Annotated in this window: 24 protein-coding genes; 13 read left to right on the forward strand and 11 right to left on the reverse strand. The window is 61.1% G+C overall.

Annotated elements, in window-relative coordinates; translation table 11 throughout:
* Window positions 1–18 precede the first annotated feature (18 nt).
* The 3 genes from AASM09_RS12980 to AASM09_RS12990 form a co-directional block, all read right to left on the reverse strand.
* Window positions 19–330, reverse strand: a complete 312-nt coding sequence (locus AASM09_RS12980; RefSeq protein ID WP_238378612.1) for a GFA family protein — start codon at window positions 328–330, stop codon at window positions 19–21.
* Between the two features lie 436 nt (window positions 331–766).
* Window positions 767–1,219: a hypothetical protein gene (locus AASM09_RS12985; protein WP_049430985.1), complete on the reverse strand. Its 453-nt coding sequence runs from the start codon at window positions 1,217–1,219 to the stop codon at window positions 767–769.
* 591 nt (window positions 1,220–1,810) lie between these two features.
* A complete protein-coding gene (locus AASM09_RS12990) occupies window positions 1,811–2,233 on the reverse strand; it encodes a hypothetical protein (RefSeq protein ID WP_065428086.1) in 423 nt (140 codons plus the stop codon).
* An 858-nt stretch (window positions 2,234–3,091) separates the two neighbouring features.
* Between AASM09_RS12990 and AASM09_RS12995 the strand changes: the two genes are divergently transcribed.
* Window positions 3,092–4,057: a hypothetical protein gene (locus AASM09_RS12995; RefSeq protein ID WP_143568313.1), complete on the forward strand. Its 966-nt coding sequence runs from the start codon at window positions 3,092–3,094 to the stop codon at window positions 4,055–4,057.
* A gap of 333 nt (window positions 4,058–4,390) precedes the next feature.
* Here AASM09_RS12995 and AASM09_RS13000 read toward each other — a convergent pair whose 3' ends face one another.
* On the reverse strand, window positions 4,391–4,819 hold the full coding sequence (locus AASM09_RS13000; protein ID WP_180849171.1) for a hypothetical protein: 429 nt from the start codon (window positions 4,817–4,819) through the stop codon (window positions 4,391–4,393).
* Window positions 4,820–5,426: 607 nt separating this feature from the next.
* On the opposite strand from AASM09_RS13000, the gene AASM09_RS13005 reads away from it, so the two are divergent.
* Window positions 5,427–6,077 carry a hypothetical protein gene (locus tag AASM09_RS13005; protein WP_146257112.1) on the forward strand — a complete coding sequence of 217 codons (651 nt, stop codon included), beginning with the start codon at window positions 5,427–5,429 and terminating at the stop codon, window positions 6,075–6,077.
* 5 nt (window positions 6,078–6,082) lie between these two features.
* Here AASM09_RS13005 and AASM09_RS13010 read toward each other — a convergent pair whose 3' ends face one another.
* The 3 genes from AASM09_RS13010 to AASM09_RS13020 all read right to left on the reverse strand — a co-directional run bounded on the left by AASM09_RS13010 (window position 6,083) and on the right by AASM09_RS13020 (window position 7,970).
* Window positions 6,083–6,616 (reverse strand): hypothetical protein, encoded by a 534-nt coding sequence (locus tag AASM09_RS13010; protein ID WP_053091941.1) that lies wholly within the window; start codon window positions 6,614–6,616, stop codon window positions 6,083–6,085.
* A gap of 57 nt (window positions 6,617–6,673) precedes the next feature.
* Complete coding sequence (locus AASM09_RS13015) at window positions 6,674–7,027, reverse strand: phage major capsid protein (protein WP_227415237.1); 354 nt, start codon at window positions 7,025–7,027, stop codon at window positions 6,674–6,676.
* Window positions 7,028–7,286: 259 nt separating this feature from the next.
* Window positions 7,287–7,970, reverse strand: coding sequence for a hypothetical protein (locus tag AASM09_RS13020; RefSeq protein ID WP_062605942.1), 684 nt, complete (start codon window positions 7,968–7,970; stop codon window positions 7,287–7,289).
* 61 nt (window positions 7,971–8,031) lie between these two features.
* On the opposite strand from AASM09_RS13020, the gene AASM09_RS13025 reads away from it, so the two are divergent.
* Complete coding sequence (locus tag AASM09_RS13025; protein WP_049430994.1) at window positions 8,032–8,241, forward strand: hypothetical protein; 210 nt, start codon at window positions 8,032–8,034, stop codon at window positions 8,239–8,241.
* A complete protein-coding gene (locus AASM09_RS13030) occupies window positions 8,238–9,041 on the forward strand; it encodes a hypothetical protein (RefSeq protein WP_146257106.1) in 804 nt (267 codons plus the stop codon). Before AASM09_RS13025 ends, AASM09_RS13030 begins: the two co-directional genes overlap by 4 nt.
* A 967-nt stretch (window positions 9,042–10,008) precedes the next feature.
* On the opposite strand, the gene AASM09_RS13035 is transcribed toward AASM09_RS13030, so the two are convergent.
* Complete coding sequence (locus tag AASM09_RS13035; RefSeq protein ID WP_146257105.1) at window positions 10,009–10,194, reverse strand: hypothetical protein; 186 nt, start codon at window positions 10,192–10,194, stop codon at window positions 10,009–10,011.
* A 318-nt stretch (window positions 10,195–10,512) separates the two neighbouring features.
* Complete coding sequence (locus AASM09_RS13040) at window positions 10,513–11,469, reverse strand: hypothetical protein (RefSeq protein WP_146257104.1); 957 nt, start codon at window positions 11,467–11,469, stop codon at window positions 10,513–10,515.
* Between the two features lie 243 nt (window positions 11,470–11,712).
* Between AASM09_RS13040 and AASM09_RS13045 the strand changes: the two genes are divergently transcribed.
* Genes AASM09_RS13045 through AASM09_RS13060 form a run of 4 tightly spaced genes read left to right on the forward strand, consistent with a single transcriptional unit; the run spans window position 11,713 to window position 12,717 of the window.
* On the forward strand, window positions 11,713–11,955 hold the full coding sequence (locus AASM09_RS13045; protein WP_049431004.1) for a hypothetical protein: 243 nt from the start codon (window positions 11,713–11,715) through the stop codon (window positions 11,953–11,955).
* On the forward strand, window positions 11,955–12,245 hold the full coding sequence (locus tag AASM09_RS13050; RefSeq protein ID WP_049431006.1) for a hypothetical protein: 291 nt from the start codon (window positions 11,955–11,957) through the stop codon (window positions 12,243–12,245). The genes AASM09_RS13045 and AASM09_RS13050 overlap by 1 nt, the downstream gene beginning before the upstream one ends.
* A complete protein-coding gene (locus AASM09_RS13055; protein ID WP_049431011.1) occupies window positions 12,242–12,463 on the forward strand; it encodes a hypothetical protein in 222 nt (73 codons plus the stop codon). The genes AASM09_RS13050 and AASM09_RS13055 overlap by 4 nt, the downstream gene beginning before the upstream one ends.
* Window positions 12,460–12,717 (forward strand): hypothetical protein, encoded by a 258-nt coding sequence (locus AASM09_RS13060; protein ID WP_049431013.1) that lies wholly within the window; start codon window positions 12,460–12,462, stop codon window positions 12,715–12,717. The genes AASM09_RS13055 and AASM09_RS13060 overlap by 4 nt, the downstream gene beginning before the upstream one ends.
* Window positions 12,718–12,722: 5 nt before the next feature.
* On the opposite strand, the gene AASM09_RS13065 is transcribed toward AASM09_RS13060, so the two are convergent.
* Window positions 12,723–13,412, reverse strand: coding sequence for a hypothetical protein (locus AASM09_RS13065; protein WP_100443549.1), 690 nt, complete (start codon window positions 13,410–13,412; stop codon window positions 12,723–12,725).
* Between the two features lie 199 nt (window positions 13,413–13,611).
* Entirely contained in the window at window positions 13,612–14,205 is a 594-nt protein-coding gene (locus tag AASM09_RS13070; protein WP_049431021.1) for a hypothetical protein, read from the reverse strand.
* Window positions 14,206–14,402: 197 nt separating this feature from the next.
* On the opposite strand from AASM09_RS13070, the gene AASM09_RS13075 reads away from it, so the two are divergent.
* From AASM09_RS13075 to AASM09_RS13090, 5 genes are all read left to right on the forward strand, one after another.
* Entirely contained in the window at window positions 14,403–14,543 is a 141-nt protein-coding gene (locus AASM09_RS13075; protein ID WP_171968965.1) for a hypothetical protein, read from the forward strand.
* 4 nt (window positions 14,544–14,547) lie between these two features.
* Window positions 14,548–14,967, forward strand: coding sequence for a DNA N-6-adenine-methyltransferase (locus AASM09_RS22215; protein ID WP_196757850.1), 420 nt, complete (start codon window positions 14,548–14,550; stop codon window positions 14,965–14,967).
* A gap of 109 nt (window positions 14,968–15,076) precedes the next feature.
* Window positions 15,077–15,259, forward strand: coding sequence for a hypothetical protein (locus AASM09_RS13080; RefSeq protein WP_049431024.1), 183 nt, complete (start codon window positions 15,077–15,079; stop codon window positions 15,257–15,259).
* 11 nt (window positions 15,260–15,270) lie between these two features.
* On the forward strand, window positions 15,271–15,606 hold the full coding sequence (locus AASM09_RS13085; RefSeq protein ID WP_235643856.1) for a hypothetical protein: 336 nt from the start codon (window positions 15,271–15,273) through the stop codon (window positions 15,604–15,606).
* A gap of 73 nt (window positions 15,607–15,679) precedes the next feature.
* Window positions 15,680–15,946 carry a hypothetical protein gene (locus tag AASM09_RS13090; RefSeq protein WP_235643857.1) on the forward strand — a complete coding sequence of 89 codons (267 nt, stop codon included), beginning with the start codon at window positions 15,680–15,682 and terminating at the stop codon, window positions 15,944–15,946.
* Window positions 15,947–15,972: the final 26 nt, after the last annotated feature.

Consider the following 15,972-nt stretch of genomic DNA (forward strand, 5'->3'; position numbering starts at 1 on the left):
ACCATCACAGTCGCAGCTTCAGCCCTGCAGGTAGGCAGGGCCGTCCCAGCCATCAAGGTACCTCGGCAACTCATCGCGAACCTCAACTACGCGTTGCCGGTAGTAGAGATGCATTGTGGGCGCCATGGCAACGTCCAGCCATCCGCCGCCAGCGCGGGCGAGCATGGCGTTGGGAACGACACGCATGCACAGACGGTTCGTGCCGAACACAACCTCGCCGCACGTAGCACAGAAGGTCTTCTTCAGCTGCTTGTGGGGATGGCTGAAGCTTCGCGCATCGAAGGAGGCCATCTGAACCGACGAAGCCTCCCATGCCGTCGCGGAGAACACGGTGACACCGTAGAAGTCCCTGCACGATGAACAGTGGCAGTTGGCGCGTGCGACCGGCTCTCCACCCAGCTCAATGGCGACGTTCCCGCACAGGCACGCTACTCGTATCGACATGATGACCCGAAAGAGAGGGGCACGCGCGGATTCTACTGCCATATCTGGAACACATGCCGACTGCCCCAGCAGAAAATTCAATCGGCCTCACCCACAGACGCAAAGTGTCGTCCATCGACTTCAGGGTCTTCGGGCGCCTCCTCCCGATACCCTTTCCCTTCAGGGCCAGCAGGGTATCCAGCATGTCGTACCGCACGACGATGGTGTTGATGGCGCGCTCGCCGATGTTGCCCACCTTCTTCACCCGGAGCAAAGTGACGGCAGCGAACTTAACGCGGGGTGTAAAAGAGAAGGGCCCATCGGAGAGCGGGCCCTTCCTTGTTCATTTGCCGGTTGTTGACGACTGGATGGGCTTCGGGGTGGTCAGATCGTAGGCAAAGCATGCAGCCTGCATTTCCGTAAGCGCCTTCCGTCGATCGTGCGACGCCTCTCTGCGATCCGTGATCACTGGGAGCTTCAGACGAATCACGTCAGCGACAGCTCTACGATCAGCAATTGCCGCGGATCCCCCGAACCCAGAGTCCTCCAGCGCCTTTCCCGCCATACCAGAGGCGCCCCCCAATGCACTTAGTCCCGCTATTGCACCGGCGTGCTTGGCAGCGTTCGCCGCCGTAAGTGCAGGTGCGATGACCGTGCCCGCGACCAGCCCGATGCCGTACACCCAGAGGGACGCCTTTCGCTGATCAACGGATTTGTTCTCCATCCCGAGGATGAGCTTCTTGCATTCCGCCAGTACCGCTGGCAACGCCTCCTCAACGTCCGAGGCGTCATCCACCTCCTCTCCAGGCTCATACCATCCGTCGCGGGGAAGCCTCCTCGGAGGCTTGACTCCGCTGGGATCAGGCGCCTGGGCCTGACCGTCAACGGGGGGCGGCGGAGGTGGAGGTGGAGGTGGAGGTGGTGCTACGGCGGCCCGGGAAGGATGGCCAACGAAAGAGACGTTGTAGGGTGCAGTGGCCCCCCCCTTGGTTGAACAACCAACGCAAAGCACAGCCGCAACCAGAACAGCGGTCATCGCCTTCATGTTGCCCCCTGTCGGCGGCGTCATGCCACCGCTGGGGCCTTTACTACCACAGGATTGCGGTTTTCACGGGACCGACAATCCGACGCTGCCTGCATTTTGCCGGGGCCCAGTTTGGCGGACACCGGTTGCATGGCCTGCGGCCGCGTGAATCCAGCCTCCACCTGGGCCAGGTACCCAGCCCGGACGCACTGCGCCAGTAGTAGTGCTGGTCGACACGGGGTACACCGGGTTCGTCGAAGATGGCCTCTATCCGTCATTCCGTCTGATTGACGATTCGATCATCGGCGGCCGAGTCCGCCTCACCCAGCACCTGCATGGCGTTGCATGACCTGCCGCGCTTGGTTATTGCTCGCGGGTCAGGCGAAGGTTCCCATCGGACGGCAGCAGGATTCGATAGACCTGCCTTTCGCCCGCGTTGATGGTCAGGTTCTGAGACGTTGAAATGTTCGGGCAGGCGCCGCCGCCTGTGTCGAGCTTCACGAAGTAGGAGCCTGGTGATACATACAGAGTGGCGGCTTCGGACTGGCGAATGTCCATCACCTTCTCATTGTTGAGAGAGATGGCATGCGTGCAGGCAGATCCATGGAAACCCTTGTCCCGCATGATGTAGATCTGCGCACTACGGTCCGGCGACGGCGCCAAGCGTTCGGCCTTGTAGATACGATCAGGAGGCACCGGCCTGGCGGTTTCCTCCGTGACGGGGACCGTGGAACAGCCGATTAACGTGGCCATTGCGGCCGCAGCACCAAGCATTCCTTTCCGCATGATCCCCTCCGTTATTGTTGGCTGATTCTACTGCGCGTCCGCACTTGCGCAATTCCGAACGGATCGGCAGAAAGATTACCTTACGGCATTGCGATTCAATTGCCGCGCGGCAATCCAACTCCAGCCGCCCACCAAGCCTCCCGGCAGAGGTGGGCAGCCAAAGTGTTGAGAGCGATCCAGACGAAGATGGCCGGGGGTGCACGAGGTCGGCAAGTAGCGCGAGGCGCCGCTGGGCCGGTATGTGCGCTGGGCACTTCGCTGTCTATCCGATCCGCTTGTCGCCGTGCACAAGAACACGGTATGGCCATCACCGGAGTGCCGTTGCGACAGGTGCAGATCCTGGCCGGGCATGCCGACTACGCCACTACTGGAAGTGCTACGAGCACCTCTCCCCCTGAGGGCGATGACGGTGCGGTGGCGAAGCCAACCTATTGATTCGCCATTACCACCACTGTGACCAAATGGCGCCTTTTGATGGCCCGATATGGCCTGTGGCGATATAGCGGCTTTCGCAAGTTGTTGATTCTGGCGACCCCGGCCCGATTCGAACGGTCGACCTTCCCCTTGGGAGGGGATTTCGTCGCCCGCTCAATCAGCAACTTACGAAGTGCCTGGGACCAGCGTGGGTCCATTGCCACTCGATCACACGACGCTGGTGATTACTGCCCCATCAGGGAACCCAAGAGGCAGGGCTGGCAAATGTCCACCTTTCCCAACAACCCATGCTACGTGACCAAAGAGTTCTCCCGCCAAAATCGGCAAAAGCTCGCGCTTGGTTGAAGAGTATAAGTGAAGCGCCAGCACGTTCACGCTGCGCTTACATTGCACGCCAATCTACAACTCCAGGAAGGAACTGAAATGCGTTTGAAGGCTGCAAAGGTCATTCTCGGAATATCGCTTTTCACAAGTGCCCTCTCCGCACACGCAATCGACTCAATAACCTGTGATGACTGCACTTTGACAAAGCGTCAGATGCAGTCAAAGGCAGGAGGAGACGGAGACTACTACTTCTGGGATTTCAAGAATCGACGCCTGTACCACATGAACGTATCCGGTAGTGGCGGCCCGCTTTATCGCGCAGCTGCCGCTCCAGGCGGAACAAAAGTAAAGGAAATCATGCTGACTGCGGACGAACAAGCAATGTTCAATGCGGGCATGCAGCTCTACGACGCGAATGGCCGGTCTGAGACGGTTAGAGTCCAAGCGCCTGTATATGACAGCCGCGCTGCGCTCAACTCATTCGGTGGCGCGATCGCCGCAGCGCCCACCCAGGCTATACCACTCGCCGATCCACCTCAGACCTACCCGATGAATGCAATGGATGCGGTGACGACACCGGCTTGGCGTGAGGCGGCTATTGCGAAAACACTATCCTACGACAATCTCGGGCCTTTGCGGTTTGTGGGAGAGACCCTTCGTGTTCTCGTTTCAGGCTTCTCTCAAGCCGTCAACATCACAAAGCTGCCGAGCCCCTTCAGCATCGTAACCACTATTCCCTTCCCTGACGGCTCTTACATTCTCGTGCAATACACCTATCAAGATCACGGGTACAGATACATCCGTGGATCCGGGCGAGACGCAGCAGGCAATGTGATTCCTGACGGGCAGAAGGATATTGCGAGCCCCGATCAAGCTTCCCAAACGTACATTTATCCGACGGGCCCACTTGCGGCAGGCCCGGGTGGTGAGATGATAAGACACCTCGACAACCTGGGTGTCCGTTGGATCGGCGCAAACTCTCCACCGGTATATGTTGGTTTCCGAATCGGCTGTTCCTACACTCCCTCAGGTGCACAATGCCAAGTGAACTCCCTAACCCCATAGAACGTGGATCAGAGCGACTGATCCACGGAAACGGCATTCTTATCCGGGCATTTTTGATCCTGACGATGAGCTCTGCAGTATGGATGCTGGCCGGACTGTCGATCGGAAGGGGTGCCAAGGGCGCTCTTGTCTGGCCGTACATCATTCCATCCCTCGTCTTCATCGCGCTCATCGTTTCCTATAGAGCGAGGGTGCGGAATGCCGAATGGTTCACCAATAAGCCACGGACGCTGTTCCTGCTTACTCTGTCTTGGATTGCCTGCGCAGTTGGGCTTGTTCTTTCAGTAGCACCCTTCTGATGACTGAGCCCTGCCGTCGTGATGGCGGTGGGGCTCACATTTCCTCATGAGGGCTGCGCCCTACAGCACCAGTGCTCTCTCGCCTGAATCGACAGGTCACCCTCGCACGCGCCTCCAGCCGATACTCGATGGAACCGTCGGCGCGTTCCACCTTGAACGCATAGGCGTCCGGCACATTGGGGTCGCCCGCAGCGCGAAGGGCAACCTGGCCCGGGTCGGTCAGGTCCTCGGCCACCTCCACCTGAGGGTCACCGGCGTTAGTGATGCCCTTGCCCTTCAGCGCCACCAGGGTGTCCAGCGTGTCGTACTGGACGATGTTGGTGCTGATGCCGCGCTCACCGATGCTGCCGACCTTCTTCACCTGCGCGAAGGTCAGGGCCTTGAACTCGGTCTCGGGCAGATCGGTGTGCAGGTTGTTCTCCAGGTACCGCTGGATGATAGTCTTGTCGCTGTGCTCGCACATCTTGCGGGTGGCGAGCAGGTTGAACTTCGACCAGGCAGCAGCAGCGTGTTGGCGATCAACGCCGTGTTCGTGCCGTTGAACACGTTGAGCAGTGCCTGATTGAGCATACCCACGATCAGCTCGGAGTCGGTAAAAGCTGTCCAGCTGCCAGTCGGGGCAGCAGTCGGAATCACGCCAGCGGCATTGAACAGGCCGGTGAAGCCCTTACGGCAGGGTAAGGTGAATCATCGTGCGGCCTCCTTCAGCTGCAGCCGGGAAAGGGTGACGTTCAGGGCGGCCAGCTCGTCCATCTTCATGACGAGCCACATGCGGCGTTGCTCGTGGATGCCGTTGAAACTGCCCAGGTGGCAGCCCTTGCACAGGCCACGGTGGTGTAGTGCTGCCCCTACTTGATGTGGTGGGCGTCGCTCGGTCCTGGTCGGCTACAGACACTGCATGGCAGCAGCTTTACTGCTTCCACGTGCCGCTCCTCTGCAGGAGTGAACGCCTTCTAGTTCTTCGAGCGCATCAGCAGCCCTCCCAGATCGGCAGGGGAGTGCGTATCCTCCCGCCATGGATAGGGGGAAATATCGACATGGGCTCGAGGAATCGGATCAACTGGATCACGGTGCTGCTGTACGTCGCGCTGATCACGGCGGGCTTCGGTGCAGCTCTTGGGCTGCTGTCCCTGACCGGACAGATATCGCTTGGCAAAGACGCGCCCGCGTGGGTTCAGGCCATTGGTAGCATCGTGGCCATCCTTATCGCTGTTGCAGTTCCTTCGGCTCAGCACTATCTGACTGAGAGAAAACAAGAGCGCGAGATGGCCGATAAGGCGCGCAGCCTGGGGCTGATGCTGCTGCCACACATCCAAGAGTTTGCCGAAAGAAACAATGCTGTGTGGACCGACGAGGATCCGGACGAACACGCGCAGTCTCTCGGTGAAGATGCCTGCGTGATCGGTCCGCTCGCTGAGAGTGCACTGAACATTCCACCAGCTATCACCGCAGTGATTTCGCGAATTCATGAACTTGGCCCTGCAGCCGAAGGCCTCCAGCGCGCGATCTACAACGTCACACGCGCTCGCGAGCTGATGATCGTCACCGGCGCCACCGTCGAGCACCTTCAAAGCGGCCCTCTGTATAAATCTCGAATGGCCACCTACAGCAAGAGCAAGTTCTATGGCCTGCTCTGGGACACGCTGGCGGCTCTGACCACTTCGCAGAATCGCATCGAGGCGTTTTTCTTCCGCCCTTCCGCGCTTAATCCCTCTGATTGATTCTTTCACGCCACTCTCCTGTTCTGCCCGGCCATTTTCCAGAACTCGGCGCGCACGTCGTCGAGCATCACATGGGTGTAGCGGCGGCCGATGTACTCGGTCAGACCGTCGAACAGCTCCTGGAACCGGGCCTGTTCCATCTCGCCGAATGACAGGCTCTCTGCGCGCTTGACCGGGATGGTGCGGATTTCCGGCAGCGCGCCGGCCGGCACCTTGCGGGCGCCTGCACCCAGAGGCGCCTCGCAGGCGTCCAGCACCGCGGCGATCACTGGGGTGGCGTCCATTTCCACGATCTCGCAGCAGACGTCAGCGTCCAGCTGCAGACGCTTCACCGCATCGTGCGCGCCCAGCTGCTCCCCGCCTTCGACGATGTCGACCATCAGGTGTCCGATCTTGTGGATGAGGCGGTGCTGCGATTCCTCGCGCGGCTGCTTCAGCTCGCCGCGGGTCTCCCGGCCCACGCGGAACTTGCGATCGCGTAGCAGGCGCTGGTCGACGGCATTGGCCGCCTGCGCGGAGGTGTTCTTCTGCTTTGCCATGATGGTCTCCGAGGGACGCCCGCGCTGGGGCGTCCCTCCGTTCGTGGGCCGAGGCAGTTAAGCCGCAGCGCCGTGCTTGAAGGTCTTCACCGCGCCGCCCACGTCAACCAGGTTGCCGCCAGAGCGCATCCAGGCCATGAAGCCCACCTGGCCCTTCTTCACATAGGCCGAGTCGTTGAAGCGGAACAGGGTCACTGCCATCACGTCGCGGATCTCGTAGTAGCTGAAGTCGCCGAACGCGATCGAGGTGGCGCCTGCGGCCGGGGCGGGGCGTGCTGGTTGATCTGGATATCGCGGTTCAGCAGACGATCCGGCGCACCGCCCGGATTGTCCTGCTCGTAACCCGGCACGAAGATCGGCCGGCCCGTCGAAGTCGCCGGCAAGCCGAGCGTTCGCGTTATAGGCGGCCAGCCGTGACCGACTACGACTTCTTCGCCGCCATGGCCGGCGGCACCCCGCCCATCACCCCACCCACTGCCCCCCTGCCCTGCGCTCTCCCCCTGTAGCGCAGGGAGCCCGCGCCGGCCGGGCTCCACCGGCCGGCAACCCATCCCAGGAGTCCAGCGTGCGCAACCACCTCGACATCTTCGATCACGACCTCGCCCGCATTGCAGCAGCGGTGCGCTTGCCTACTGCCGCCACAGCATGCTGCGGTCTGAGCGCAGGAACCTCAGGCGGGGTCCTGCAGCGCAACTTCGAATGCGGCGGCAGAGCAATGCTCTGCGTCGGATCGGATCCGTCGAAGCCTGGACAGGGTGAGATTGAACGAGACTTGCCACTCCGCTCGCCTCACAGTGAACCCATCCTCCGTTTGTCCAACGTCGGGCCAATTGCTGTAGGAAGAAAACGAGCTCCTTTGAATGTAGAGGTCGCCCAGCAACCGTCCAAGCCTCAGCCCTATGGCGGGGCTACAAACGTGGAAACTCGGAAGCATCCGCCCAGCATTCTCGACACTGAGGCTATGCGCCTGATCGGACATTGTCTTACGTGCAGATTTGCTCGCAATGAACTCTTCGAAAGCGAAAGCTCTCCCGTCTTCCATCAAGCTAATACAAGCCGTCGACCATCGGACGACGGCTTCGAGCTCAGCAGAAAGAAAGGAAAGAATGACCCGCTCCTGACGAGCTCTCTCTTCCATTTCACGTTGCTCAGCAGTCGCCGCCTTTTCCCTAGCCTCTCGTTGACTAGTCTGAGAGAGCTCGTTGGCCTGATAAGCGAGATACGCAACCGCGATAGCGCCGAGGAGAGCAATTTCCGCAGCACCCATTGCCACACCAACAGCCCAAGCGTCCCACCACACCTCACAAGTACTGCTAAGCGGCCAGCACTGAATTACGCCGTCCAGCATGCTCATTCCCTGATCCCCCTTTGGACTCGGCCGCATTCTGCCATGGCCCGGTGCCCGGAGGCGTGCTGTGCATAGCCAGCTCGACATCCTCGATCACGACCCAGCCCGCATGGCAACGGCCAACCGAGCAGCCGCCGAGCGCGCACTGCACCACGTGCAGTTCACCGCCACCGTCCGACAGGAACGCCATGAGTACTACCTGGGCGAAGCCGAACGCTGGGAACACCTCCCCGCGCACAGCGAGCGCTCCACCAACAGCAAGGACATGCATGCATGAGCAACCACAAGACGACCCAAGCGGACGTGTGGCTCGGTGGGACGGCCAGGCTGGAGCATGTGCTGCCACCGCTACCGTGGACGACCTACAAGGCCTACAGCGACGCAAGCGACCTTTCTTCCGTATGGCTTCAACGGCTCTCACCAGCGCCGCCATGGAGCCCACCGCGGCCTCTTCTTAGGCCCCGCGAATATACGTGCGTTGATCTCTTCGAGGGCTTTCTCCAGCTCCGTGTCCGCAATCTCCAGATGCGTGTCCAGAATGTTCAAAATCAGAATCCGATCTTCAGCGCCAGGTCGCAGCGCACTTCTAACTTGGTACTTCATTTTCCTGGCCGCGACAGCGCAGGCCACCGCGACCGCAAGTCCTTGGGCCGCTTTGTGCAGCTCGTGGATGCGATGGAGGTTTTCTCGTACGGAAGCCGGAGCTTGAAGAACGTCACCGCCCTCTGCCTCAAAGCTTTCATTAATCGCTTGGGCGTGATCGTGTTGGATGTGGTGCCGCAACTTCCGAATGCGTTCGTGCCACTCCTGAACATCGGGCTCCAAGAGCGTGGACAGGCCAAGGGCTCGTTCCAGCGCTTCTTCCCGTCTGCGTCTCTGTTCTCGAAGCGATATTTGCAGCGCCAGAAACGCGGCAAAGAACGTCCCAATTGCCGACCATGCATCCCAGTCAACCAGACATTTACTGCCGAGCCACCAGCACTGACTGACGCCATCCAGCATACTCATTCGCTGATCCCCCTGTGGATTCGCCGGCATTCTGCCACGCCATGGCGCGTGGAGAGCTGCCATGGGTGACCGGCTGCTCACCGCTGTACAGGCCAAGCACACAGCGCGCGTCTTCCTCAGCGAGGCGCGAGCGCGGCGGCATGGCCTCGGGGCTACTGGTTCTCGTTCAACGCCGCTCAGCGCGCGCGTTTGCGCGCCACCGCCCCGCCCCACTGCCGGAGCCGCCGCGCGCACCGGCACTGCCGGCCCAACTGGATCTGTTCGCATGAGCGCTCTAGCGTTTCCGCTCAGCCTCAAGCTCCCCCAGCACAGCCGCCAAGCCGCGATTGCTGGCAATCGCTCGATCATGCCGGGTCTCCCCAGGCTTTCCCGAGTTGAGCCATTCCATCGCCCACGTCCGAAGCACCAGGTTTGCCGCTTCCAGAACTACCTAGTGGCGAGCATTCCTCTACCCATTCGCGAGCCGAGGGCCGAACACCATGAGCAGAGTTGCGCCCGGCTCCAGAAGCTGTTGCGCCGCATCCCCCTCCAGATGCTCACCGTGGTGAACCTGCCTAGCCAGTGCATCCAACAAATCGGCGAGCGACCGGTCAGCGCCAGGAGCCACGGTGCTCGGATCTGCTGCCTTTCCCCACAGTTTCCTTTGCCGCCTTGTCGTCTAGCAACCTGGCCTCGTACCAGTCCAGATACCACTCCAAGTAGTCGCGGACCTTTGGCAGGCGCGCCGAGATCCGCCCCCCCCTTGGGTCAGTTCTGCTTCTTTCGCGGCACGTATTCTCTCCGCCTCACGGGCGTCAGGTTGCCCAATGGACCAACGAAAGCGCTCGCCGCCTTCCGCCCAGTCGAGGTGGGCCTTGCTGCCGCGCCAGTAGAGTCGAACCTTTGCCATTCCTCTGCACCTTCGATCGCGGCATAGAGCGCCGCCTTTTCGTACAACTGCTTTCCCATGAAGCGGCGGGAGTGAGCCCATAGCACATGGCGTTCTTCCTGAACTGGCTATTGGAGACGCCGCAGTAGTGGGCGGCTTCGTCAACGGTCAGCCAATCCTCCACTGATAAATCGAGCCTTTCAGCGGCGCCCATTGGCGCCTCCTGCGGCCTTCCTGAGCCAAGAAGTGCGCCTTCTGAAGCACGGTCACAGTACCGAACTGGATGCACGCATCCCCCAGCGGCTGCGCGTACTGGCCGGCGCCCATGGCGGCCGCTACGGTTTCGGTGCTCACCATGGTCTCTCCTGCATAGGTGCCCGCCCCGCAACCGGCTGATGCGCGAGGATGTGGTTGGTCCGGGGGGGGCTGCGGGCGCAGAGGGCCGATCACCACCGCTGCCTAGGCGCTGCCCGGCCTCTAAAGGCCGTGCGCAGACCGCACGCCTGCGTTGTCGCCAACCCCAATCGCCTCACGGCGAGCGGAGGGGCTTTCGGCGCGGAGGTTGATCGGTGTTCGGGTCCCGGAAACGCAGAAGCCCCAGCGCAGGGCCGGGGCTTCAGGGACAATTATTGACAGTTGCAGAATTAGTTCATTTCCTAACGTCACTGTCAATCACTTCGGGATGGGGCGACCCAGCTCCTCATGCAAGCCGGCCTTCTCGCCAGTCTCGTTCATCGGGAGGATGGCTTGCGAAAGATCTGTAATCTCAGAACGCTGGTTTCTGACCTTGCGCGAATTCTCCACTCGATTCAAGTAATCGCCCAATGTCAGCATATTCATGACGCTGGTGGACTGCGACCCCTGGGTGGCGGCTTGCTTGAGCGAATGCATCTGATTTGCTAGCCCGGCCTTGTCGCGCTCAAGCTCACGAATGCGGTTTTCTGCATGTTTGAGTGCCTGCGTGTCAGTCTCACCTTTACTCTCGAGCCGCTCTTTGCTTTCCACAGCTTCGCGGAGCTGTTCGTCCTTCTGGGTCAGCTGGTCACGGAGCTCCCCTACCGCCATGAATATCTTCGAAACATCAGCATCGGGGACGACATCCACCCAATTCTCGATCGACCCAACTACTTCTAGCTGGAGCGTCCGGATTGATTCGAGCACTTCATCAAGGTTGCGCATAGCGACTTGAGCTCGGACCTCTGGAACCTGCTGCTTCTGAGAGTCAGCAACGAAAGTGGCGACCCTTCGCTCCAGCGCAAGCGTTTTGGTCAGAATCAAACGCAGACCACGCACAGCCATCCGGCCACTTGCATATAGCTTACCGTCTTGGTTGATAGCTGCCATCGCTGTCGAGATCCTCGCCCCGACCACGCCCGTTACCACAGCGACAACGATTTGCAGCAAGGCATTGTAGTTCTCACCTACAGCTTTGGGTCCGAACCAGCCCAGCACGACGCCGACCACTATGAGTAGAAAAGTATAGGGGTCCAGAACGACCTTCAGGAATACTCCCCAAGGTCTAACCACTCCTACGAGCCAACGGCCAAAACCATAGAATGCCCCTCCACCGGACGTTGGAGTGCCACTCTTCACATTTGCTGCATTCTCCGCCGCAGGATCGCCTGCCATGATCTTCCCCTGACGTCACACCGCCATTCGGCCCCGGATCCAGTCTAGGGCCTTGACTAGCTCATAGCGATACTGTCGAATCGTTAACGAACCGCCATACCTCTCAGCCACCATACGCGCCTTGCCCGCGCACAGAAGGCGGCAGCCGACGCCGCGGCAGAGGCAGCGGCCCAGCAGCAGACCGAACCGGTGGCAGCCGCGCCGGCAGCGACTGCGGCACCGGCGCGAAGCGCTCCGACGGCAATGGCCAGCACCCCGGCACCGAACGCCGCGCCGCGCGAGGTCGCCAAGATCAAGCTGGGCGACATCAACGCGCGCATCGCCCCGCTCTTGATCAGCGCCGACGGTCTGGCCCTGCTGGGGTTCAAGCCGATCAATCCCACCGGTGCCACTAAGCTCTACGACCAGGCGCAGTTCCCGGACATGTGCCGGGCCATGATCCACGGTCTGCAGGATGCGGCCGACCAGTACCCGCTGGCCGCGTGATGGAGCTCTGGCGCACCAGCGAACTGCAGGCCCTGCGCCAGATGGAGGGCCGCGACGCGATGACCGTCGCGGATGCCCTCGGACGCTCGCCCCGTGCGGTTCAAGACATGGCCCGCTGCCAAGGGATGCCGGTACCGCGCCAGCGTCATGCCCGGTACTGGCCGGCCACCACTAAACGCCGCGCCCGGCAGCTCCGGGCCAGCGGCAACACCGTCAACCAGATCAGCGCCGCGCTGGGTGTCCCGTTCGGGACGGTGCGCCGCTGGGTCTACGAAGGAGCAGCAGCATGACCAGCATCCACGTGAAGCCCGTCTTCAGTGGCGCGACCGACCGCGAAAAGGACCAGGCCCGGCAGAAGCTGGCGAGTGACATCGCACGCTTCAAGGCCGCCGGCGGCAAGGTCGAAATCTCGGGCACAAGCGGCATCGACAAGAGCACGATCAGCCGCAGGCAGGTGGTTGAGGCTCGACACGGTCGCCGCGGTGGTAAGAAGGCAGCAAAGGCATGAGCCGCCACATCGAACGCCGCGCGCCCAAGGAGACGCTGGGCTTCGCTTGGGGCCGGTTCCCAACCGTCGACGGCAGCGCAATCACCTGGCGCCTGTACCGCCGCGACCACCGCCGTGCGCTGCACATGCACGCAGAGACCTTCTTTGCCCAAGAAGACCGCGCAGTGATCGCCAGGCACCTGCGCCGCGCGCGCCGCCACCTTCGCGACCAGGTGGATGAGATCGACCTAGTTGCGATGGGGCTGGCAGAGTAAGCAATTTAAGCGACCGGGATTCTTTCCTGTCCCTCGGTGCGCTCGCTTTCGCTGAGAACCTCCTCGCGGAAGCGATCGACCAGATCAGGAGCGATGCTAGCCACGAATTGAAGTTGCTGCCGCAGCACCTCCAAAGCCATCCGCCTGCCGGTGTACGAGACGCTGATACGTGTAGCCATGATCGTCGGTATCGGCTGGTGCTCGTGGATGTGCGCGGCGATGTGGCAGGCAGCCGCGTTGATATCCCTGCTGTGGCTGATCATCGTCGCCAGGTCCGCGCCGAGATCTACGGACAGGTAGTGGATCCGCTCGGCGATGGCTTCCGCGCTGGGCAACAAAGGTTCGGCGAGGCGCTCAACTGCGTTTTTCACGGCGCGCCAATCTTTGACCCTGCTCGGGTCGAGTGTGGGCAATGCGTCAAGTTCAGCCGCGTAGGTCTGGATCTTCTTCGGCACAGCGGTCACTTCGTGAAGCAAAAGGCGTCCAACGATTCGGGCTTGTGCCTTCCACAGAACCTGAGAGTCCAGGTGTTGCCTCGCAGCGATAGTTGCGGCTTGCCGGGATGTGCGCCACGCAAGGAAAGCAACCAGAACAGTCACCAGACCCACGGCTGCGGTGGCGATGGCTCCCCACCCCGCCCAGAACGTCGCGCACTCCGCCTTCATCGAAAGGCATTCACCAAATCCCAGAGCCATCCCATGGTCCCCCTCTCTGTGCTGGAGCCGATTCTGCCATGACCTTCATCCATCGGAACGAGCGGGTCTAAGTGTAGGAACGGCTCTGACGAACTACCGTCGTCTGGAGCGAGACCAGCAACCGCGACATGATCCTGACCGACCGCCGCGGCGCGCGATCATGCGATCCAATCAATGCTGATCGCTGAACCACAGACACTCAACTCCCTTGTTCGTGGCCTCCAAGGTCAATACCGGTGAGCTTCTTTATCGCGAGCAAGACGTTCTGGGCGGCGAGCTCCACGTTGTCAAGAGCCGTCGTGTAATCAGAGAGTCTATGAAAAGGATGATTACCATACATATCAATCTCCTCGCCGGCGTCCAGAAAGGCATTCAGCACATCAAGGCTGGACTGCAAATTGGAGACACCAATAGAGATCATTTCCAGGCCATCAGAGAGGATGACAAATGGAACTTGCCCCTTAACCCTCAGAAGACCTGAGACAGTCTTGGCGTCGGCCCCAGCGGCCAAGGCCTTCGGTATTTCAGGCAGGATCTTGTTCTTAATCGTCTTAGTTTGATCCCGCACGTCGAGGATTTTCGGAAGAAGACGATTGATTTCGATAAACGAGATCTGACGCTCTCGCGTGGCACGCCTCTCGTTATCCACCTTGTAGTTGCGAGCGGGAACGTACACCGCGAGAAATGTGGCAATGGCAGCAGCCCAACCACCGATAGCAGACACGGCCGTCCAGTCAAGTCGACAGGTGGGCGCGAAATTGAAGCAAGGAACCATGACTTCAGCAACGATCATCTGGCCATTTCCATATGGTGGAGACGCCATTCTGCCATGGAGAGCCGCCGTGTCTGACACGGCGCTCAGCGCTAAACCAGATAACGGCGCGCTTTCGGCGACGGGCAACCATCGGAATCTGCACATTGGGGCTGCCCACTGCTCCATCCTGCCTAGTAATCCATTTGCCACGACTGCGCGTCTCTCGGAGATTGCCCATGACTGACCAGCTGCTCACCGCCGCAATGGTCCACGTGTTCGCCCTGGCCGGGTTTGCGGCCGGCATCGCCACCCTGTGGGCGATCAGCCGCGCATGCCTTGCCGCGCGCGCCGGGCTGCGCTGGTGCTGGCGGAGGTGAGCTCATGGCCAATAAGTTTGGAAACGCCGACGGCGGCGGCTTCAACAAGGAAACGTGGCTCACGCCGCCACACATCCTCGCCGCGCTCGGTCCCTTCGACCTCGACCCCTGCGCAGCCCCTTCGCCACGCCCTTGGCCGTCGGCCGCCAGGCACATCGAGTTGCCCGGGGACGGCCTGACGGCGGAGTGGCAAGGTCGGGTGTGGTGCAATCCGCCATATGGGGCCCAAGCCGTTCGCTGGCTTCAGCGGATGGCGGAACATGGGAACGGTGTGGCTCTGGTTTTTGCACGAACCGAGACGACCATGTTCCAGGATCAGGTCTGGCCACGGGCCCACGCAGTTCTGTTCTTGCGCGGCCGCATCGCGTTCTGTTCACCAGACGGCAAACCAGCAATGAGTGACGGGCACCGTCCGTCCTCATAGCCTACGGGGAATCCAACGCGCGGCAGCTGGCCGCCTGTGGGCTCGAAGGGTATTGCATGAAGCTCGAACCGGCATTTCGAAAGAACGATGACCTGTTCGGGGCTGCCGCATGAACGCCCAGCTCTTCCCCCGCGAACCGCGCCGCATGAAGCAGCCGGCCAAGGACGTGCTGCGCGAGCAGCTGGTGGTCGCGGCCGATGAAGTGATCTGCCTTCGCGCAGAGGTTCTGCGCATGCGCGATGCAGCAACCCAGGCCACCAAGCAGCTGCGCGCTCCGCTGGCCACGAACTAAAGGAGGACCGGATGAGAGCTGCTGAAAAGCTGGACATCGTCGGAAAGGACTGGCTGACCGTGGACGAGGCCGCGCACTACTGCGGGGTGTCACGAAGCCAGTTCGATTCGAACATCGCCGACTACGGCATCGAACCACGAAATTTCATGGGCAAGAAGCTCTACGAGAAGGCTGCCCTCTACTCTGCAATCTACGGCTCCAAGCAATGGTCAAGGTCACAATCGTCTGGCGCGATGGCGCCGCGTACCTCAACTGGCGGGAAGGCGGCAAGCGAAGCCGTGTCGCCATTGGTCGCGTCAGCCCACGCGAGACTGAGCGCGTATGAGCAGCGAAAGAAGCGGAACTGACCCATGGTGTGCGCATCCTCCCCGGCTGCCCACTGTCAGGGATTTCCTGGAGGCGTACCTGGACTGGTACAAGGTGGAAGACCCGACTACGCACGGCAAGGCAAAGAGCGAGGTCCGACTGTTCATTGCTCGCTTCGGCCATCGATCGATCGACACCCTGCGCCCGATGGAAATGGAGTCATACAAGACAGATAGCCTGACCAAGGACAAGGTGGCACCAGAGACCGTGGGCAAGGAGGTGCGTAGGCTGCAGGCCGCGTTCCGGCGTGGCGTGAAGTGGAAGAAACTGTACTTCAACCCGCTGGAGGAAACCCAGGCACGCGCGGCGTCCGCAGCGTAGCGGTGCGGTTCTACGACCGGGCCGCG

Source organism: Stenotrophomonas maltophilia (genome assembly GCF_039555535.1).
GTDB lineage: Bacteria > Pseudomonadota > Gammaproteobacteria > Xanthomonadales > Xanthomonadaceae > Stenotrophomonas > Stenotrophomonas maltophilia_Q.